The organism is Streptomyces sp. NBC_00286 (assembly GCF_036173125.1).
Lineage (GTDB): Bacteria > Actinomycetota > Actinomycetes > Streptomycetales > Streptomycetaceae > Streptomyces.
The window spans coordinates 2,390,836-2,411,108 of sequence record NZ_CP108054.1 but is presented as its reverse complement, the minus strand read 5'-3'; the positions used below and the strand labels follow the sequence as shown (position 1 = coordinate 2,411,108).

Genomic DNA, 20,273 nt, shown 5'->3' with positions numbered 1-20,273 from the left:
GGCCGCTCCTTTAGTAGGACGGGAGGGGGATGAGGCGGAAGTCTCGGGCGGGTCTGTTCTGGGTGGGGCGGGTGGTCTCTTCGGGATGGAGCGCTCCGAAGGAGCGCGGGTAGTAGCGGGTGAACTTGTGGAGCGCGATGCGGTCGGTGATCCACCGGTAGAGGGGGTCGTCGGTTTCCTGGAGTTCGTATCCCGCGAGCACTTCCCGACGTGTGATCTCGGCGATGAAGAGCCGTAGGCCGCCCGCTCCGGCGAAAAGCCGACGCTCCCACCGGTCGGAGGCGAGAAGGCCTGTCAGCATGACGATCTCCGGATGGAAGATCGTGGGCAGGACCGCGTCCTTGGCCAGAGGGCGTCGTGTGGCGCTGGCGAGGGCGATCATTCGGCGGACAACCTCACGCTGTGAGGCGAATTCGTGCTGTTCATACCACTTCAGATAGATGGCCTGTGCTTCGCGGAAGCGTCCGTGAATCCAGCGCCGGCCGTGCCGGGCCAGCAGATTGCGGTGATGGCGTTGCGCGAGGCAGACCTGGGGCAGCCGCCGGAGATCGGCCTGGTCCTGGGGGTTTTGGCAGCCTGTGCCGATCCAGAGCCGATGGCGGAGGCAGACGTTGTGCTCGTGAGTGACCCAGCATTCCACCGATGTGGTGATCCCCGCTGCGCGGACGCATCGTCGGCAAGCGGGCCGTGCCAGTGACTGCGGTCGAGTGGTCAGGGGCCGTTCGGTGAGACCGGGCTCGTCGGTGTACTTGGCCGTGATGAATTCCGGCATTGCCAGACGGAGGGTTGAGGCGGGGTATCCGGAGACGGCGGAGAGCGGCTCCAGCAGCACGGTCACCGGGGTTGTCTTCAGGGTGCGGACGCCAAGGTAGCTGCGGAGTTCGTCGACGCGGAGGTGGTTGGCTGCGGCCAGACGTGCGATGAACGACTCGACGGTCTCGTTGTGGAACGGCCGGACCGTGCAGGGGAGACGACGGTTCGGAGGCATCAGCGGCGGGCCATCCGGTGCTGCCGGAGGCGGAGCCTGACGGTGGAGTACGACACCGAGACGGATGCTTCGTCCATCAGGTGGATCCAGATCTCCCGGGCGGACTCGCCGAGCTCGATGCGTTGGTCGATCACGGCCATGAGCGGGTCGGAGACCGTGCTGGCCTCGATGGTGTGGGGTCTCTCGCGCGGTGGTGGGAGCGGCGTCGTCAGCGCGGTGCGTACTGCGCAGCGGCTGACGCCGTGGCGGATGGCCAGGGCCGCGAGCGAACGGCCGTGGTCCTCGGCGTCCGCGCGGATGCGCCGATAGAGCTGGAACCTGTCCGGCTGCATCGGTGCGGGGCACAATCGCAGATTGTCACGACGGCGGGGAACACGGCAGTCGGTCAGGGCTCGAACGAGGACAGCCCGGGGGCGGCCGCTGACCGCGGCGAGCCGTTCGATCCGGGGTTTGCCGAACCAGAAGGGCGGGCCGCAGAGGTAACCATGGAGTGCGCTCGGCCGCAGGTGGTTGGCGCGGGCAAGGCGGCGGACGTAGGAGTCGGTGCTCTCCCCCAGGTGCGGGCGGACAGCAATGGGGAGCCGGGCGGGGACGTCACTGGCAGGAGCGGAAGGGGAGGTCATCGGCGGCGTCCCTTTTCCGACCGGGTGACGGTCGTAGCCTGCTGGGCGGTGTGGTCGAGGGGGATCTTCGTCAGACCCTCGCGCGTCACTTTCTCGGTGCCGCTCAGGATGGCGTCGAGTGCGGCGCCGCGGACCTGGAGTAACAGGGAGCCGATCATGCCGCCTGTGCGGGTGTGCAGGAAACGGTCCAGGCTGGTGAGGGTTTCCGGCTTGTGGTCGAGCAGACGGAGGTTGTCCTCTAGCTGCGCGACCAAGCCCTGCCATTCGGTGCCGTAGGGGAAGGGGCTGGTGGGGATGAGGGTGAAGCGCCCGGCGATCTGTCCGCCGCGTGTTCCGGAGAGCAGGCCCTCTTTTTCCACGTTCACACCGGCATAGACGAAGGTTGCCGGGATGCGCTCAGAGAAGTACTTGAGTGTGTCGGAGACTTCCGCGCCGGAGCGTGTGGCGAGGGAGATGTTGTGCACCTCGTCGACGAGGATCAGACCGCACCGGGTGTCGGTGAGCACGCCCACGACGGCCTCCATGATGTCGGTCATGTTCGCGCGGGTGCGCACTGGAAGACCCAGGAACCGCGCGAACTCCACCGCGATCATGCGCGGGGTCGCCGCAGGCGGAACGGTGATGTAGACCACCGGGATCCGGTCGGTGATTCCGGGGTGGCGTGCCCGGTCCTTCAACTCGTGCCGCAGACCGAGCTGGGTGATCGCCGTGGTCTTCCCGGTCCCGGCCAGTCCGGACACCATCAGGCCGCGCCGTGCGCTGATCGTGTGCCGGTTCAGCAGGATCAACCGGCTTCCGCAGATCACGGTGTGGTCCACCAGGGACGTGGCAATCACGAGCATCTGGGTGTGATGGTCGATGCGCTCCTCGTCGTAGCGCTCGCGCTCGGTGGCCGGCAGCTCACGCCACTGCCGGCGCGACAGCCGCTGGGGCATCTTGGAGGGCCGTCCCACGAAGTTGCGCCAGCCCTCCTTGGTGGTCAACTGCAGTTCAGGAGCGTCGTCTTGCCCGGTGGGCAGCGGGAGCGCGGAACTCATCGCTTCCTCCACGGATCCTCGAGCGGGTCGAACAGCCCCAGGGGGATGACCTTGGCGACGGCCTCGTCCTCGGACGCCTTCGTCTCTTCCGGGCTCTCGGGCGGGTTCTCCGGCGGGGGCGGGACAGCCGTGCGGGCGGCTGCCCGGGTGCGGGCCGCGACTCGCTTGCGGCGCGATGCCTCACTGCCGGTGAGGGCCGGGCCCTGATGGGCGCGGTCCAGCAGTTCGGCCACTGCCCGGGCGCGTTCTTCCTCGGTGCCGTCGGGCACTTCCCGGCGAGCGTGATCCCAGGCCAGCTCCCCGAACGGGCCCGGAACCGTGGACAAGTGCCTCCAGGGCACGGTGATCCATTCGCTGTTCCGCCTGCGTACCCAGATGCGGGACACGTCGTAGGGGTCGTGGTGCACCTCCCACAACCCGTGGTGTGCATGATTGCCGGAGTCCTGCCCACGCAGAGGGTTGAGATCAGTGCAGTCATAGACGCGGTGGTTGACCTTGATGCCCTGGGCGCCGACGGTCCGCCAGCACGTCGGCAGCAGTTCGACGTAGTCCTCGCTGGACAGCGCGACAGGAACGTAGCCGGCCGTGGCTACCAGAGTCGCGTACTTCTCGTTCGGGGTGAACGCCCGTCGGGGAGCCGACGGATCCCGCAGCCCGTCGTGGGGCCTGTTCTGCCACTTGGCCACGATCCACTCGTCCAGCAACTCCTGCAGCTGCAGCATCGACCACAGCGGCCCGTTTTCGACATTCCGTCCCCGCAGCTCCGCCGATCGGCCCAGATGGCTGGCCACGAACTGGCAGAACAGCGTCGAAATCGAGCCCAGGGTCCGCTCGATGTGCGGCTTGTCCGTGGGGGTGTTGGGATGCGCGGGCTGGACGCTGATGCCCAGCGCCCGGCACGAGGCCCTGAAGTTCCGCGACAAGAACACAGCCCCCCGGTCACAGACGATGAGTTCCGGCACGATGACCGGCCGGGCGGCGGCATGCTCCAGTCGCTGGTCGATCTCCAGCAACGGCTGGTAGGGCAGCACCGACCGCGCCATTGACAACGCGTCCTTCCAGCCCGGTCGCATCACCTCCGGTGTCACCGTGCGGGCGAGCAGCAGCGAAGCGTCCACCGACTTCGTGGTGGGCCGCAGCACCGCGGCGGTCACCGTCCGGGTCGCCAGATCGACCATGCCGGTCAGTTCCACCCGCCCCGGCACTCCGTCGTCCAGCAGCACCAGGACGTCGAACGGGGTGGAATCGATCTGCATCAGTTCACCCGGCCGGGATGCCGTCACCTGGCCGAACGGTCCCTCCGGCCGCTGGGCGAGGGATCGGCGGGTGCGGGCCGAGCCGATCGTGTGCCGCCCCGCATCCACCTTGGCGAACAGCCGGTAGAACGACGCCCGCGACGGCATCGCCACCACGCCGTCCCCATACTGCGCAGCCAGGATCCGCTCTGTGCGCCAGCGGAAGTACTCCACCGTCCGCGAGGACTCCTCGACCGCTTCCGTCATCGCCTGCCGCAACGCGGCCACCATCCGCTGATCGGCCCGCTCCAGCAGTGGCCGCCCTCGATCCCCACGGCGGTCCACCAGACCGGCCAGGCCTCGTTCCTGGTAGCGCTTCCGCTTGCGACGCAGCGTCCGCTCCGAGGTGCCCTCGATGCCCAACTCGGCGAGCTCGGCGGCCTTGGCGCGTTCACGTGCCGCCAGGGAGTGCACCGCCGGGTCGTATTCGGGGCGCGGCGCCGTATCCGGATCGGCTTGCGGGGGCAGCCCGGTCAGCACCTCATGCAGATGCGTCTCCCACCACTCCGCGACGCGCATCTCCTCAGAGGAAAGTCCCTCCAGCCGGCTCGTCTGGGGAAGCGGAAGCCGGTCCGCCCGGTCAACCCGCTCGAAACCGGCTGACATCAGCAGGTGCGGCAGGTGGATCACCGCCACCGATCCGCCCTCATCGGCCAGCCGTACCAACGTCCCCTCCAGCCCGACCACGCTGTGCAGCCGGTCCTCGAAGCGCACCTGGTCACCGATCCGCAGCCCCACCGGCCGTGACGTGCTCACCGCGCACCACCTTCCGGCAGCCGCACGATCGAATCGGCACTGAGCAGAGCCGATTCCAGATCCGCGACCAGCAGCTGCCGCCAGAGCAGGTGAAACAGCACCGGCAGGACCGCCAGCCGGGAACCGGCTGCCTCCGCTCCCGCGACAGCGGCCTCGGGGAGGCGAACGCGTCCCAGAGCCGGCCCGCGACCTCGGGCCGCATGCAGCGCGGGTGCCGGTAGCCGGCCAGCCACCGAAGATTTGCCTCCCGCGCCGCGGGAGGTTGCCCGATTCGCCTGAAGCCCCAGCCCGCCCGGGCACACGCCTCCGCCGTGGCTGCGAACGCCTCAGCGTCCCGAGCCTCAATCCGGTCATCCGCCCGGACATCGACCACGTCAGCCGAACCGTCAGCGCGGCGCACGAAATAGTCCGGCGCATGCCGCCGCGGCCGTGGGCCGTCGAACCAGTGCAGCCAGAACGGCTGCGACGAGATACCCACTACATCCGGGTCGAAGTCGAGGCCGATCAGCACCGCCCGCTCAAGCCACGATTCGTAGCCCACATGCGTGTCTGTCGTCGCGGTCCACCACCAACCGGTGAAGTTCTTCTGACCCCGGTAGACGGGAAACGCCCGGGACGGGCGGCAGCCCTCGAACCGGATATGCCAACACTGCGTCAGAGCCGAACGGACTACCCGGCCCACGCCGTCGACGTACTCCACTTCAAACGGATCGGCCCCGCTCAGCGGGACCGCCGCAGCTACCGGATCCGCCATGCCCACCCCCGGCACCGCAACGTACGGACTCTCGTGAACGTACGGCGGACAGCGGGGCACGTGGCCACATGGCCGAGATTTTCACTCGAACGTGGCCAGGCCAAGTGAGATCTGGCCACCTCCACGGAGACGGGACAAAAGGACACCGGGCATGACCGAACAGCGGTCATGTACTAGAGTTATCTCGACATCGAGATATCTGCCGAGACGTACCTCAGCCGCACGGACCGGTAAGGGTCACCTAACTTAGCCTTACCTTAGCTGATCGGCCAACCGGCGTGGCGGCAGGATGCGGTGGTACGCGCACATGAATGAAGGAGACTGTCGTGTCGGCGAACAGCTTCGACGCCCGCGCCACGCTGAGCGTGGGCGACGAGTCGTACGAGATCTTCCGGCTGGACAAGGTGGAAGGCTCGGCTCGCCTTCCGTACAGCCTGAAGGTGCTGCTGGAGAACCTGCTCCGGACCGAGGACGGCGCGAACATCACCGCCGACCACATCCGGGCCCTCGGCGGCTGGGACTCGCAGGCCCAGCCCAGCCAGGAGATCCAGTTCACCCCCGCCCGTGTGATCATGCAGGACTTCACCGGCGTGCCCTGTGTCGTCGACCTCGCCACCATGCGTGAGGCTGTCAAGGAGCTCGGCGGCGACCCGGCGAAGGTCAACCCGCTCTCCCCGGCCGAGCTGGTCATCGACCACTCCGTCATCGCCGACAAGTTCGGCACCAACGAGGCCTTCGCGCAGAACGTCGAGCTGGAGTACGGCCGCAACCGCGAGCGCTACCAGTTCCTGCGCTGGGGCCAGACCGCCTTCGACGACTTCAAGGTCGTCCCGCCCGGCACCGGCATCGTCCACCAGGTCAACATCGAGCACCTGGCCCGTACGGTCATGGTCCGCAACGGCCAGGCCTACCCCGACACCCTCGTCGGCACCGACTCGCACACCACGATGGTGAATGGCCTCGGCGTCCTCGGCTGGGGCGTCGGCGGCATCGAGGCCGAGGCCGCCATGCTCGGCCAGCCCGTCTCGATGCTCATCCCGCGTGTCGTCGGCTTCAAGCTGACCGGTGAGCTCAAGCCCGGCACCACCGCCACCGACCTCGTGCTGACCATCACCGAGATGCTCCGCAAGCACGGCGTCGTCGGCAAGTTCGTCGAGTTCTACGGAGAGGGCGTCGCCGCCACCTCCCTCGCGAACCGCGCCACCATCGGCAACATGTCGCCGGAGTTCGGCTCCACCGCCGCGATCTTCCCGATCGACGCCGAGACCATCAAGTACCTCAAGCTGACCGGCCGTTCGCAGCAGCAGCTCGCGCTCGTCGAGGCGTACGCCAAGGAGCAGGGCCTCTGGCTCGACCCGGCCGCCGAGCCCGACTTCTCCGAGAAGCTGGAGCTCGACCTCTCGACGGTCGTCCCCTCGATCGCCGGCCCGAAGCGCCCGCAGGACCGCATCGTCCTCGCGAACGCCGCCGAGCAGTTCAAGAGCGACGTACGCAACTACGTCGACGACGTGGACGAGGCGGGCCAGGAGTCCTTCCCGGCCTCCGACGCCCCGGCCGTCGCCCCCAACGGCGCCCCGAGCCGCCCGACCACGGTCACCGCCCCCGACGGCTCGACGTACGAGATCGACCACGGCGCCGTGACGGTCGCCGCCATCACCTCCTGCACCAACACCTCGAACCCGTACGTCATGGTCGCCGCCGCGCTCGTGGCCAAGAAGGCGGTCGAGAAGGGCCTGACGCGCAAGCCCTGGGTCAAGACCACCCTCGCCCCCGGCTCCAAGGTCGTCACCGACTACTTCGACAAGGCGGGCCTCACCCCGTACCTCGACAAGGTCGGCTTCAACCTGGTCGGCTACGGCTGCACCACCTGCATCGGCAACTCCGGCCCGCTGCCGGAGGAGGTCTCCAAGGCGGTCAACGAGCACGACCTGGCGGTCACTTCGGTCCTCTCCGGCAACCGCAACTTCGAGGGCCGGATCAACCCCGACGTCAAGATGAACTACCTGGCGTCCCCGCCGCTGGTCGTCGCGTACGCCCTCGCCGGCTCCATGAAGGTGAACATCACCAAGGACGCGCTGGGCACCGACCAGGACGGCAAGCCCGTATACCTGGAAGACATCTGGCCGACCGAGGCCGAGGTCAACGACGTCGTGGCGAACGCCATCGGCGAGGACATGTTCAACAAGTCCTACGCCGACGTCTTCGCGGGCGACGCCCAGTGGCAGGCGCTGCCGATCCCGACCGGCAACACCTTCGAGTGGGACCCGCAGTCGACGTACGTCCGCAAGCCCCCGTACTTCGAGGGCATGACGATGGAGACCACGCCGGTCACCGACTTCACCGGCGCCCGCGTGCTGGCCAAGCTGGGCGACTCGGTCACCACCGACCACATCTCCCCGGCCGGGGCCATCAAGGCCGACACCCCGGCGGGCAAGTACCTCACCGAGCACGGCGTCGAGCGCCGCGACTTCAACTCCTACGGCTCCCGCCGCGGCAACCACGAGGTCATGATCCGCGGCACGTTCGCCAACATCCGCCTGCGCAACCAGATCGCGCCGGGCACCGAGGGCGGCTACACCCGCGACTTCACCCAGCCGGACGCGCCCGTCTCCTTCATCTACGACGCCTCGCGCAACTACATCGAGCAGGGCATCCCGCTGGTCGTCCTGGCCGGCAAGGAGTACGGCTCGGGTTCGTCGCGTGACTGGGCCGCGAAGGGCACGGCGCTGCTGGGCGTCAAGGCCGTCATCGCCGAGTCGTACGAGCGCATCCACCGCTCGAACCTCATCGGCATGGGCGTACTCCCGCTCCAGTTCCCGGAGGGCGCCACGGCCGAGTCCCTGGGCCTGACCGGCGAGGAGACCTTCTCCTTCACCGGCGTCACCGAACTGAACGAGGGCCGCACGCCCCGCACGGTCAAGGTCACCACGGACACCGGCGTCGAGTTCGACGCGGTCGTCCGTATCGACACTCCGGGCGAGGCGGACTACTACCGCAACGGCGGGATCATGCAGTACGTGCTTCGCCAACTTGTCGGTTGATGAGCTGATCGGCTCGGATGTCAGAGGATCTGGTCGCTGACCCGCTGCCAACGGCCGTCGCACCAGAGTCTCGCACAAGCGTCCCGCCAGGCTTCGGCCTGGCGGGGCGCTTGCTGGTTCATGCTGATTGCGTAGTGGTCGGTACACGGTCAGGCTGACGCAAGTTGCTCTGGCTCGCGACGGCCCGCCTCGGCCTCGTGCTGCTGGGCTGTGTGCCGCTCGTCGTCGCGGCGACCCGCAACGCCCAGTACGTCGCGACGCTCTCGCTTATCTCGTTCAGGTCCGGGACACGGACACCCGGGCACGCGCCCTGGAAAGAACAAAACCGTCCCCTTCAAGGAGTTCGACAGCGACCTGCGCGGGAATCCTGACCGACAGGGTCTGCACAGCAATCAGGTCGTCGGCGGTCCCTACGTTCGCGACCGCCTGACGGCCCCCTCCGCTGGCCAGATGCTCGGAACGACTACCCGTGAACGGCACTGCTTCATCGAGCAGGCCGGCGCCGAAGCAGCATCGGAGATCGGATACGGCGTGATCAGAGATGATGAGGCCGTTCAGACGGTGAGCGAGCGGCGGTTGACTCAATGCCGCAACCAGGTGGCGAAGGCGTCGACTAGACCGGCGTAGAACCGCTCGTCGGGCACCGATCCCGGGTTCTTGCTCGCGTCGCAGAAGGCGACGTTGGTGAAGGTGGCTGAGGCGGATGCGTTGAGGTTCTTGTAGAACGCGAGCTTGCCACGACGGAATCCGACGAACAGCCAGAAGACACCAAGTGATGCGGTGTTCTGCAGCAACCAAGCGCTACAGCCGACGCCTCCAACGCGTCTACTACACCTCCGCGTTGATCAGCATCCGCTGCTGCGACGAGTCCCGCCGCTTCCACGACCGGAAGCGAGCCGAGGGAAAGCGCCACGTCCCAGCAGTAGCCACCGCTGAAGATCACCAACAGCATCCCGACTACGGGCCAGAGCCGCTCTTTTGACAGACCCGGCACTCGGTGCGCTGGAACTGACCGGTGTGTTGGAGCTGAACAGCGGATCGCCGGGGTGGGGCTTCGCCCCTGGGCTATTCCTTGCGGACGGACAGCACCTGGGTGTTGGGTGTACTCCAGCACGCCTTCGACGCCGTTCTCGGTGCCCAGGCCGGAGGCTTTGTGGCCGCTGAACTGCTGCATCGGGGACAGCATCTGTTCCTGGTTGATCCACACCGTGCCGGTCTCGATCCGGGCGGCGAGTTCCTCGGCCGCCGCGAGGTCGCGGCTCCAGACGGTGCCGCCGAGCCCGTACTCGGAGTCGTTGGCGCGGCGGACCACCTCGTCGACGTCCCGGAACCGCAGCAGGGGGACAACCGGGCCGAACGGTTCCTGGGTGACGATCGCCGAGTCGTCGGCCGGGTCGTCCACCACGGTCGGGTGCACGAAGTAGCCGGGGCCGTCCGGGATCGAGCCCTCCACCAGCAGCTTGGCGCCGGAATCGACGGTCTCCTTGATCAGGCCGACGACCTTCTCGTACTGTGCGCGGTTCTGGATCGGGCCCAGCTGGACCCCTTCCTCCAGGCCGTTGCCGACCTTGACGGACCGCGCGATCTGCGCGAACCGCTTCGCGAACGCGTCGTAGACGTCCTCGTGCACATAGACGCGCTTGGCGGCGATGCAGATCTGGCCGCTGTTGCCGAAGCAGGTCCAGAAGACACGCGGCGCGACTTCGTCCACGTCCACGTCGGGCAGCACGATCGCGGCGTCGTTGCCTCCCAGCTCCAGGGTGACCCGGGTGAGGCTGCGGGCGGCGGAGGCCATGACCTTGCGGCCGGTAGCGGTGGAGCCGGTGAAGGCGATCTTGCGGATGCCCGGGTGCTCGGAGAGCCTCGGACCGAGGCTGTCGCCGCCGCTGATGACGTTGAGCACACCGGCGGGCACCACGTCGGCCAGCAGTTCGCCTATGCGCAGCGTAGTGAGCGGCGTGTACGGCGACGGCTTGGCCACGATGGTGTTGCCGGTGAGCAGCACCGGGGCGATCTTCCACGGTTTCCGCGACTGGCGTGGCCTTCCGCCGCACTGGAGTCACGACAGGGCGGCGCCCTCAGCCACAGGCCACGCACTTTCGATCAACTGCCCTCTCCCCGCACACGACGGGTCACCCCAGGGGTCACCCCAACGCGACACGAGTCGAAGCCCCAGACCTGGTGTAAAGCGACACGACGTGCGAGGGACACGGTCACTGCCGACACAAAACCGGCGTGGAAGGGATCGTGGCGAAGCCCGCTGCGGGGCGCCTACAAGGCAGGCCGTGTGTGGTCGAAGCTGAGGCACGCGGACACGATCGATGCCACCGTGGTCGGCTTCACTGGCAGTTCCCAGCATCCAAAGGCGCTCGCCGTACGGCTGCCCAGCGGACGCGTCGCGCTGTCCCAGCGGCTGACCACGGCACTCGCTTCCACCATCGGTCCACCCCTGCTCCCCCAGGCCGGTCGCGCGTCACGAAGGCCAGCGACTCCTAGCCAACTGCCCTGTCTCACATCCGGTGGTGACGGAGGGTGTTGTTATCCGAGAAGAATGCGGTGGCGGAGGAGGGTGAAGCCTGCTCGTCCGCGCATCTGGCGGGCGATCCGCTTGGTCTTGGTGTGGACGCCCTCGGTGGGACCGTTGCTGTAACGGAGTGTGAACGCGGCGATCACGGCGTCGAAGTCTCGCTCCAGCCCTCGGGTGGAGGCATGCAGGTGCGGCAATCGGCAGTGCGGACCTGGGTGATCCAGAGCTCGAGCACGTCGGCATTGTCTGGGGGAGGCTTCAGGAGGTGGGCGAAGTCTCCGATGCAGACGGCGAGTTGGGTCATCTCGGGGCAGGCCGCGATGAGCCGGTCCAGTAGGTGCTGAGGCCCAGCAGGTGCTGTGCGCCGAAGTCGTCGACGCCGATCACGCGAGGTACTCGGCCGGCGGGCAGCGGGATACGCAGCAGGGTCCGCCGGGCGGTCTGCCGCGAGACGCCCACCGCGAGTATCGCCAGCAAACGAGCCCCGGCCCGGCCCGCCAACCCCTTGACCACGGCCTTTACTTGCCTGGTCAGACGGGCCGTGCGTAGCTGGTATCGCTCCAGTACCCCAGGCACCTGCTCACGGAAGGGGTGCGGACAGCCTTGCGGGGGACACACCAGCCGCCGCACCCGCACACGGACTACTGCCCGTCGTCCGTCCACCGGTACGTCGGCCACCGTCCGCAGGTGAAAGCCATGCACCCGTCCGGACGGCGCCCCGCAACTCGGGCACGGCACCATGTCCGCCGGCGTCCGTGCCCGCCGGCCGCGCGGACGGCGACCAGATCTCACTCAGCCTCGGCTCGCGCCGGGGCAGTTCCACCTCCTTGAGCACCTCGGGAGAACCGTGGGTGTCCTGGCGGATGGCGCGCTGGTGGGGGCATTGAATTCGTCATGCGTCCAGCGTCGCGGCGTTCCACTCCTCGGCGCCATGGCATGAATGCCAACGGGATCACGCCGTGGCGCAGGGCGGAGGCAGGCGATCTACGAGTCACCGCCTGACGAGGCGGCGGCGCCTCAGGTGTGCTGCTCAGGGCCCAGCAGGGCCTACGCCGCTCAACGCGGTCACGCCCAGCTGGTCATGGTCGGCGACTCCCCATGCTGCTGCCGGGTTGCCAGGCACCGGTGACCGCGAGGCAGGCGGAGTGCTCACGTGCCGTGGCTCAGCTCTACAACGCCTGTGGTGCTGCCCGCTCCCGGCCATAGCTTGACCTGTTGGCCGGCAAGCCCGCTCATGCGAACTGCCTCGCGAGACGATACGACGTTCGGGTGCCGCCCGGGTCCCGGCGCGCCCCCATCCAGGCACTCGGCCACGGTCGGCCGGGGAGGCACACCTGGATCTGGACACACGCGGGTTCCCGGCCATCCACGGTCGCCGCCACCCTCGCCCAACGGCAGGGAGGAGTCAGTCAGGGTCATGAGGTGGTCAGTGGAAGCGCGTTGAACACGTGGTCCTGCCAGAGGCGGCGTGAGGCTTCCTCCGGGTAGGTGGTGGTCATCGGCTCCGTGTCGAGGATGCGCGTCGGGCGGTGCTCGGTGTCGTAGGCGGGCCAGCCCGGATCGCCGGTGGTCGCGAAGGAGGTCCAGGCGGCGCGGACCAGACCGGAAAGGGCATCGGCCTCGTCGAAGTGCGCGGGGCCGATCAGTTCTCCGCCGAGGCCGCCGAACGTACCGAAGACGAGGGGGATGTCCAGCGCGTGGCAGGCGCCCAGGGCACCGCCGTTCGCCGGTGCGGCCCAGGTGAGTTCGTAGAGGTGGGCCCGGCCGCCTCCCGCCACCTGGGCTTCCGCGAGGTGCAGTGAGGGCATGCGGAAGAGCCAGTCGGACTGGACGAGCTCGAAGAGGCGCTCCGCCGGAGCATCGGGGAAGGCGGTGCGGTAGGCGTGCCCGGGGTCCGCGCCCGGCCCGAACGTATGCAGCGCTGCGGCCGCCAGTTCCTCGCCGACCTGGCCGAGGAGCCCGCCCAGTGCCATGAACAGCCGGTACTCGTCCCGGTTGTGCCCGATGATCAGCTCCACCTCGCGTGCGGCGCCGTCGGCGAGCGCCTGCCACGGTGCGGTCGGCAGGACCTCTCCGTCGACCACGGGGGAGTAGGCCGTCGACGTGTGGGCGATCGGTCCCCAGCGGTCCGCGTACTGACTCATCCGGGTGCCGAGGGCAGCCCCCGCCCCTGGGAGTTTGTGCGGATCCACCGCCGAGAGGTCGCTCACCGTGGGCCGCAGCCCGAGTTCGCCCGCCAGGGCGGTGGCGATGTCGGTGGCCAGTTCGTCGGAGAAGAAGGTGCCGCACACGCTCTGTGCGATGGCCCGTCGGAACAGGCCTCGCGCGCTCGGCATCGCCAGCAGCGCGGCGACGGACCCGGCGCCGGCTGATTCGCCGAACACGGTGACCTGGCCGGGGTCGCCGCCGAAGGCGGTGATGTTCTCCCGCACCCACGTCAGGGCCGCGACCTGGTCGAGCAGTCCGCGGTTCGCCGGTGCTCCCTCGATGCGGGCGAACCCCTCCATGCCGACTCGGTGGTTGAAAGTCACCACGACGAGATTCCCGTCACGGGCCAGCCGGCCGGCATCGTAGGCGGGGTCGTCGACGGAACCGAACTTGTAGGCCCCGCCGTAGATCCACACCATCACCGGGCGCCTCGTCGCCGGGTCCGGATCCGGTGTCCAGACATTGACGGTGAGCCAGTCCTCTCCTCCGGCGGTGGGAGCGGGTATGGCAGGGCTCAACGGCTCCTGCGGTGGCGGGGGACCGAACACGAACGTCTCGCGCGTGCCCTCCCATCGACGCACCGGCCGCGGCGCGGCGAAACGCAAGCTCCCCACCGGGGGTTCGGCGAACGGGATGCCCCGGAAGACCGCGAGACCGTCCTCGTGGCGGCCGCGCACGACGCCCCCCACGGTGGCGACGTCGGGAATCGGTTCTGTGGTCACGACACTCCTCATTGAGCTCTACCGACCGCCATGCGGTCGCTGTACGAGGGCCAGGCGTCGGCTGCGTGCTTCTCCGGGGTCCCGGACGGCCGCGCGGGTTCGATCGTGGAGCCGGGGCGACGACGAGATCCTCGTCCGGGCGGACGGGCGTCCGGGCGGACGGGCGGACGGACAGGCGGAACGGCCGCGCATCATTTTCAGGATCGTGCGGTCCGAACCCGCGGGGGCCGCCTGTCCGCGACGGGCGGGCACCTCAGGCGAGCGAGGTCCACACGCTCTTGACCTCCGTGTACGCGTCGATGGCTCCGCTGCCCATCTCCCGGCCCCAGCCGCTCGCCTTGAACCCGCCCCAGGGGGCGGAGGCGTCCACGGGGTTGGGCATGTTGATGAACACCGTGCCCGCCCGGATGGAGCCCGCCACGCGGTGCGCCGCGCCCACGTCGCGGGTCCACACGGCCGCCGCCAGGCCGTACTCGGTGTCGTTGGCGCGGGCGACGGCTTCGTCCTCGTCGTCATATGGCAGGACGGACAGCACCGGACCGAAGATCTCCTCGCGGGCGATGCGCATGTCGTCCCGTACACCCGTGAACACGGTCGGCTGGTAGAAGAAGCCCGGCAGGTCGTCGACGGGGGCCCCGCCGGCGAGCAGCTGGGCGCCTTCCTGGACCCCGCTGCGCACCAGTGCGTGGACGTGGTCACGGTGTTCGCCGGTGACCAGGGGGCCGAGCTCGGTGTCGGGCGCGCTGCCCGCGCCGAGTCGCATCCCGCTGACGGCCTTGGCACAGCGCTCGGCGAACTCGTCGGCGAGGGAGCGGTGGACGAGGAACCTCGTGTAGGCGGCGCACACCTGGCCGCTGTTGAGGAGCGCGCCCTGAAGACAGCCCGTCACGGCCGCGTCCAGGTCGGCGCCGGGCAGTACGAGGCTCGGTGCCTTGCCGCCGAGTTCGAGCGTGACACGCTTGAGGTTGCCCGCGGAGGCCCGGACGATGTCCCTGCCGGTCTCGGTCGAGCCGGTGAAGGAGACCTTGTCCACGCCGGGGTGCTCGACGAGGGCCCGGCCGGCCTCGGGACCGCCGGTCAGCAGGTTGATGGCCCCGTCCGGCACACCGGCCGCCCGGCACAACTCGACGAGCCGCACCGTGGTCATCGGGGTCTGTTCCGCGGGTTTGACGATCACGGTGTTCCCGCAGGCGAGGGCCGGTGCGATCTTCCAACTCGCGATCATGAGAGGGAAGTTCCACGGGGTGATCAGCGCGCACACTCCCACCGGCTCGCGCTTGGTGTACTGCAGCACGCCGGGGATGGACAGGGGCGCCGTCTCGCCGTAGATCTTGGTGACCCAGCCGGCGTAGTGGCGGAAGTGCTCGGCAGCCGCGGCGACGCTGACCGCCATGGAGATGCCGAGCGGCTGGCCTTGGTCGCGGGTCTCCAACTCGGCCAGTTCCTCGGCGTGTTCCTCGATGAGGTCGCCGATGCGCCACAGGATCCGGGCGCGCCGGGCCGGGGTGAGTCCCGCCCACTCCGGGTTCTCGAGGGCGGCGCGGGCGGCCCGTACGGCCGCGTCGGCGTCCGCGGTCCCCGCCAGGGACACCTGGGCGTGGGGCTGTCCCGTCGCCGGGTCCAGGGTCTCGAACTCCGCTCCGGAGGCCGCGGCTTGCCACTCGCCACCGATGAGAAGGGTATTGGTCACAGCTGTGCTCCCAGGATGAAGTCGGCGCAGCGCTCGCCGATCATGACGGCAGGTGCGTGGGTGTTGCCGGAGGTGACGGAGGGCATGACGGAGGCGTCCGCGACGCGCAGCCCGGCCACGCCGTGGACGCGCAGCTGCGGATCGACGACCGCCATACGGTCGATGCCCATACGGCAGGTGCCCACCTGGTGGTGATAGCTGAGGAGGGTCCGCTTGATGTACGCGGCGACCTCCGCGTCCGTACGCACGTACGGTCCGGGTGCGACCTCGCGGGCCCGCCAGTCGCCCAGCGACTTCTCCTCGCCGATCTCCCGCACCTGCTGCACGGCCCGCACCATGGCCGCGAGGTCCGAGGGCTCGGAGAAATAGCCAGGATCCAGGGCAGGAGCCTGGGTGGGGTCGGCCGAGCGCAGCCACAGGCGGCCCCGGCTGAGCGGACGGATCGTCCCGGCGAGGACCGAGAAGCCGTGGCCCTCTTCCGGAACGTTCATGTCGGGCACCGGCAGTGGCAGGTGAGACATCAGCGGCTGCAGGTCCGGCACGGCCAGCGCCGGGTCTGACTTGGCGAAGTAGTGGGCCTCCAGTTTGTTGGCCGTACCCTGCGGCACCGGCCGTGCCGACTCCCACACCACCGGAGCGAGGGTGTGGTCGTGCAGGTTCGCGCCCACTCCCGGCAGGTCCACGGTCGCCCCGATCCCGAGGGCCCGCAGCTCGTCCGCCGGTCCGACACCGCTGAGCAGGAGCAGCTGGGCCGATCCGATGGTGCCGCCGGACAGGATCACGTCCCCTTCGCAGCGGATCTCCGTCGTACGGCCCTCGCGCAGCAGCTCGACGCCCCGCGCCCGGCCACCGTCCACCAGGACGCGCGTGACCGCCGCGCCGGTCATCACGGTCAGCAGCGCACTGTCGAGCACCGGCTCCATGAAGGCGGTCCACGCGCTGACCCGCCTGCCGTCGCGGATGTTGCGGTGCAGCAGGTTCACACCGAGCTGGTCCTGGCCGTTGCAGTCGTCGTTGTACGGGATCCCGTAGTCCTGGCAGGCCTCCACGAAGGCGGTGGTCACCGGGTTGGGGGAGTGGTTCCGGCTGACGGGCAGCGGACCGCCGGCCCCGTGGTAGTACGACGCGCCGTCCTCGAAGTCCTCCGAGCGTTTGAAGTACGGCAATACCTCGTCGTACGACCAGCCCGCAGCTCCCTGGTAGGCCCAGCTGTCGTAGTCGGCCCGGTGGCCGCGGACGTAGATCATGCCGTTGAGGGCGCTGGAGCCGCCGAGGACCTTGCCGCGCGGCCAGTACACCTGGGTGCCGGAGGCGTGCCGTTGGGGTTCAGTGGTGTACGCGTGGTCCTGCGGGGAGTTCCACAGCTCCCACAGGCGCCCGGGGTCGTGGATGGCCGGGTTGTCGTCCCGGTCGCCCATCTCGATCAGCAGGACGGTCCGGCCGGCGTCCACGAGTCTGCGGGTGAGGGCACAGCCGGCGGAGCCGGCGCCCACCACGATGTGGTCGTAAACGGTGTGTGTTGCTCGCATGACGGGAGGGTCACAGGCGGACGGGCTGCCCGCTTGCGCTGTTGTGCACGGGCTGTTGCGGAGGCGGGCACGAACGGCTGTGCACGGACGGACGGACCGGCCCTGCGGCCGGGCGCACATTGCCCCTGCCGGCCTGTGGGCGACCTGGCAGCTGCGGTGGGTGACCGGGCCGGACCGAGTGGGCGAACGGCTGGTCCGAGGCAGCACGCGACGGGCCAGGACCACCGAGGTGGTCCTGGCCCGTCACGGGAGTCGCAGAAAGGGGGGCGGGTCAGGACACGGCGGGTGCGCTCGTGGTTCGCTCCGCAGCGCCGGCGCGGACCGCCGCCGCGTTCTTCCTGCGCAGGACGGCGGGAGCCGTCTCCTTCAGCCCGAGCGCGAGCAGGACGACCAACACGGCACCCGCCGCCGAGATGTACATGGCCGTCTCAAGCCCCCAGTTGTCGGAGGCCCACCCGGCGATCACCGGAGCGAGGAAACCGCCGGCGAGCTCCCCGATGCCCATGACCAGGCCCAGGGCGGTCGCCAGTGCGCCACGGGGGACGGTCTCCGCGGGGATGGTCGCCATGAAGAGGGTGAAGCAGCCGAGACCCGTATACGTGAGCACGATCACTGCGCCGAGCACCAGAGGGCTGCTCACATACACCACGGCCAGGGGACAGAGCGCGGCCATCACCGTGAAGACGATCAGTGTGCTCTTGCGGCCGAACCGGTCCGAGATCCCCGGTGTGACGAAGCCCCACACGACCCACGCCACCCCGAGGCAGGTCACGACGCCGCTCATCGTCGCGGGTGAGAAGCCCTTGACCGAGGTCATATAGACAGGCGCGAACGTGATGATGACGAAGAACCAGGTCATGTACGCGCAGGCGATCAGCACGCAGAGGATGATGTTGCGCTGCCGGAGGATGCTGCCGATGCTCGGCTTGGCCTCGGCATCCACGGATTCCGCCACGGGCTGCGTCATCACACGGCCACCCGGCGGCTCCTCCCGTACCGACCGCCAGATCCACAGGGCGAGCAGCAGGCCCGGGACGATGGTGATGACGAACGCCAGTCGCCAGCTGTACTGCGTGGCGATCCACACCACCGCGAGCGGGCAGAGGATGCCGCCCAGCAGCCCGGCCGAGGACCCCTGCAGCAGGCCCATGTTCAGCCCGCGCCGGTGCTCCTGTGACGCCTCCACCATCAGGGACTGCGACGCAGGCAGTACGGCACCTTCCGCCAGCCCCATCAGCGCTCGGGCCGCCAGCAGTGTGGCGAATCCGGCGACCAGTCCGCTCGACGCCGAAAAGCAGGAGAAGAGCACCACCGCGATGATGATCACGGGCTTACGGCGGCCGAGCCGGTCGGACAGGCGTCCGGAGATCATTCCGGACAGGGCCCAGGTCAGCGCGAGGACTCCGGAGAGCGTGCCCAGGGCGGTGTTCGAGAGGGGGATGTCCTCATTGATGAAGGGGACGAGGAAGAGAAGTGCCTGCCGGTCGAAGAAGACGAGGCCGAAGCCCAGGAAGAGGATGACGAGCAGCTTGTTCTCGTAGCGGCGGGCCTCGGGGCCGGCGCCACCGAGTGGAGGGGGTGCGGCGGATCGCTTTCTCAGCATGGATGCCTCATTCGTCGGATGAGCGGGAGCCGGAGAGGCAGGAAGGGGGAGTGCCGTGGGGAGAAGAGACAGCACAGGGCTGTCGATCAGCGCGGTGATGCTCTTCGGCCCTGGGGGAGGTCGGGACGTCAGCCCGTTCTTGTGTCTGCGGATGTTCCTGCGTAAGCCGCTCACCGGCGCCCGCGAGGCGGGCCCGAGAGGAGTGTGCGGCTCTCTCTCACGCACGGAGGGTGCACCACGGCGGCCCACTCCGGCTTGCGTGATGGTGCACCGGCCCTTGCTGGGGCGGGCACGATCGGTAGATCCGCCGTGTTCGGGACGTACTGCGACAGGCAGCGAAAGGGCAGCGAAACCGCGTGATCGCCGCTGAGCGCTCGCTAGGCGCCCAGCGCTGTGCGCCCGGCCCCGCGTGCCTCCGACGGGCTCATGCCGTAGGCGCTCTTGAATGCGTGGCTGAAGTGGGCGGGGTCGGGAAAGCCCCAGCGGCTTCCGACGGTGGCGACGGGCATGTGGGCGAGCGCGGGGTTTGCGAGGTCGCGCAGGCACTCGGCGAGGCGACGCTCCCGGAGCCAGCCCGAGACCGTGTATCCCCGCTCGGCCAGCAGCTTGTAGAGGAAGCGCCGCGAGATGTGGTGGGCGGCCGCGATCCGGTCGGGGCCGAGCCCCGGGTCGGAGAGCCGCTGCTCCATGTACGTGAGGATCCGCCGGGCCAGCAGCTCCCGCCCGTCGTCCTGCTGCGTCACGTGCACGGCGCACCGGTCCGAGAGCATCGCGCCGACCAGGTCGACCACGCTGTCCGCGAGCCGCTGCGTGCCGAGAGCGTCCAGTTGCCGCACCTGCCCGGCCAGTCCGCGCAGGAACGGGTGCACCACGGGCCCCAGTCCGTCGCTGCATGACACGGGGGTGGCGATCATGCGGGTCAGGTCGCGTTCGGGTAGCCGGAGCATGACCCGCGGGAACATCAGCACGAGTGTGCGGTACGGCTGGTCGAAGTCGAGTGTGTACGGGTGTCGGGTGTCGTAGATGGCCAGCTCGCCCGGCTTGAGCAGGGCCTGGCGGTCCGCCTGGGTCAGCATGCACTGCCCGGCCAGCTGAAGACTCACCTTGACGAAATCGGCCGGGTCGGAGGCGATGTGCCTACGGGTGTGGGCGACGCCGTGCGGATCCGCGGCCACGACGGACACCTGCACCGCGCCGAGTTGGGCGGTGTGCAGGGAGGCGCGGAAGTCGGGAACCTCGCGCGGTAGCGCTTCCAGCGGCACAAAACTCTGGCCGACCACGTCCCGCCAGAACTCGAAGCGTCCTGCGGAGGTGTCGTCCGACGGAGTCGTCATCGAGGGCATGGGTCTCCTCTGCGGGCCCTTCGGCAAGCCGGCAGGTAGGCGTGCCGCCGGATAGTAACTGTCGTATCCGGTTTTTACAAAGTGTGATGAATGGGATGTATGAGAAGATCCCGTGTCTGTCGAGGGCGCGGCGAGGGGTCCCGGAAGGGCTCGAAGC

At 69.0% G+C, this 20,273-nt stretch carries 13 protein-coding genes and 3 pseudogenes; 2 read left to right on the top strand and 14 right to left on the bottom strand.

Going from position 1 to position 20,273, the window contains the following annotated elements:
- Window positions 1-10 precede the first annotated feature (10 nt).
- The 5 genes from OHT21_RS10870 to OHT21_RS10850 form a co-directional block, all read right to left on the bottom strand.
- Complete coding sequence (locus OHT21_RS10870; protein WP_328768062.1) at window positions 11-988, bottom strand: TniQ family protein; 978 nt, start codon at window positions 986-988, stop codon at window positions 11-13.
- Window positions 988-1,611 carry a hypothetical protein gene (locus OHT21_RS10865; RefSeq protein ID WP_328768060.1) on the bottom strand — a complete coding sequence of 208 codons (624 nt, stop codon included), beginning with the start codon at window positions 1,609-1,611 and terminating at the stop codon, window positions 988-990. The genes OHT21_RS10870 and OHT21_RS10865 overlap by 1 nt, the downstream gene beginning before the upstream one ends.
- Entirely contained in the window at window positions 1,608-2,648 is a 1,041-nt protein-coding gene (locus OHT21_RS10860; protein ID WP_443050340.1) for a TniB family NTP-binding protein, read from the bottom strand. Before OHT21_RS10860 ends, OHT21_RS10865 begins: the two co-directional genes overlap by 4 nt.
- Window positions 2,645-4,549, bottom strand: a complete 1,905-nt coding sequence (locus OHT21_RS10855; protein ID WP_443050625.1) for a Mu transposase C-terminal domain-containing protein — start codon at window positions 4,547-4,549, stop codon at window positions 2,645-2,647. The genes OHT21_RS10860 and OHT21_RS10855 overlap by 4 nt, the downstream gene beginning before the upstream one ends.
- Window positions 4,550-4,661: 112 nt before the next feature.
- Window positions 4,662-5,453: a TnsA-like heteromeric transposase endonuclease subunit gene (locus tag OHT21_RS10850; protein WP_328768058.1), complete on the bottom strand. Its 792-nt coding sequence runs from the start codon at window positions 5,451-5,453 to the stop codon at window positions 4,662-4,664.
- 326 nt (window positions 5,454-5,779) lie between these two features.
- On the opposite strand from OHT21_RS10850, the gene acnA reads away from it, so the two are divergent.
- Window positions 5,780-8,494, top strand: a complete 2,715-nt coding sequence (acnA, locus tag OHT21_RS10845; protein WP_328768057.1) for an aconitate hydratase AcnA — start codon at window positions 5,780-5,782, stop codon at window positions 8,492-8,494.
- Window positions 8,495-8,770: 276 nt separating this feature from the next.
- Here the strand turns inward: acnA and OHT21_RS10840 are convergent, their stop codons facing one another.
- On the bottom strand, window positions 8,771-9,079 hold the full coding sequence (locus OHT21_RS10840) for a DUF6308 family protein (RefSeq protein ID WP_328768055.1): 309 nt from the start codon (window positions 9,077-9,079) through the stop codon (window positions 8,771-8,773).
- Entirely contained in the window at window positions 9,076-9,288 is a 213-nt protein-coding gene (locus OHT21_RS10835; RefSeq protein WP_328768054.1) for a VWA domain-containing protein, read from the bottom strand. The genes OHT21_RS10840 and OHT21_RS10835 overlap by 4 nt, the downstream gene beginning before the upstream one ends.
- A 2-nt stretch (window positions 9,289-9,290) precedes the next feature.
- On the opposite strand from OHT21_RS10835, the pseudogene OHT21_RS10830 reads away from it, so the two are divergent.
- A pseudogene (locus OHT21_RS10830) lies at window positions 9,291-9,419 on the top strand (IS110 family transposase); the annotation flags it as partial.
- A gap of 183 nt (window positions 9,420-9,602) precedes the next feature.
- On the opposite strand, the pseudogene OHT21_RS10825 reads toward OHT21_RS10830, so the two are convergent.
- The 7 genes and pseudogenes from OHT21_RS10825 to OHT21_RS10795 all read right to left on the bottom strand — a co-directional run.
- A pseudogene (locus tag OHT21_RS10825) lies at window positions 9,603-10,508 on the bottom strand (aldehyde dehydrogenase family protein); the annotation flags it as partial.
- Between the two features lie 524 nt (window positions 10,509-11,032).
- Window positions 11,033-11,783: pseudogene (locus OHT21_RS10820) on the bottom strand (transposase family protein); the annotation flags it as partial.
- Between the two features lie 653 nt (window positions 11,784-12,436).
- Window positions 12,437-13,951: a carboxylesterase/lipase family protein gene (locus tag OHT21_RS10815; protein WP_328768053.1), complete on the bottom strand. Its 1,515-nt coding sequence runs from the start codon at window positions 13,949-13,951 to the stop codon at window positions 12,437-12,439.
- A gap of 253 nt (window positions 13,952-14,204) precedes the next feature.
- A complete protein-coding gene (locus OHT21_RS10810; RefSeq protein ID WP_328768052.1) occupies window positions 14,205-15,641 on the bottom strand; it encodes an aldehyde dehydrogenase family protein in 1,437 nt (478 codons plus the stop codon).
- Window positions 15,638-17,170, bottom strand: coding sequence for a GMC family oxidoreductase (locus tag OHT21_RS10805; RefSeq protein WP_328768051.1), 1,533 nt, complete (start codon window positions 17,168-17,170; stop codon window positions 15,638-15,640). Before OHT21_RS10805 ends, OHT21_RS10810 begins: the two co-directional genes overlap by 4 nt.
- 271 nt (window positions 17,171-17,441) lie before the next feature.
- On the bottom strand, window positions 17,442-18,773 hold the full coding sequence (locus tag OHT21_RS10800; protein WP_328768050.1) for an MFS transporter: 1,332 nt from the start codon (window positions 18,771-18,773) through the stop codon (window positions 17,442-17,444).
- A 377-nt stretch (window positions 18,774-19,150) separates the two neighbouring features.
- Window positions 19,151-20,107, bottom strand: coding sequence for a helix-turn-helix domain-containing protein (locus OHT21_RS10795; RefSeq protein ID WP_328768049.1), 957 nt, complete (start codon window positions 20,105-20,107; stop codon window positions 19,151-19,153).
- Between the last annotated feature and the right edge of the window lie 166 nt (window positions 20,108-20,273).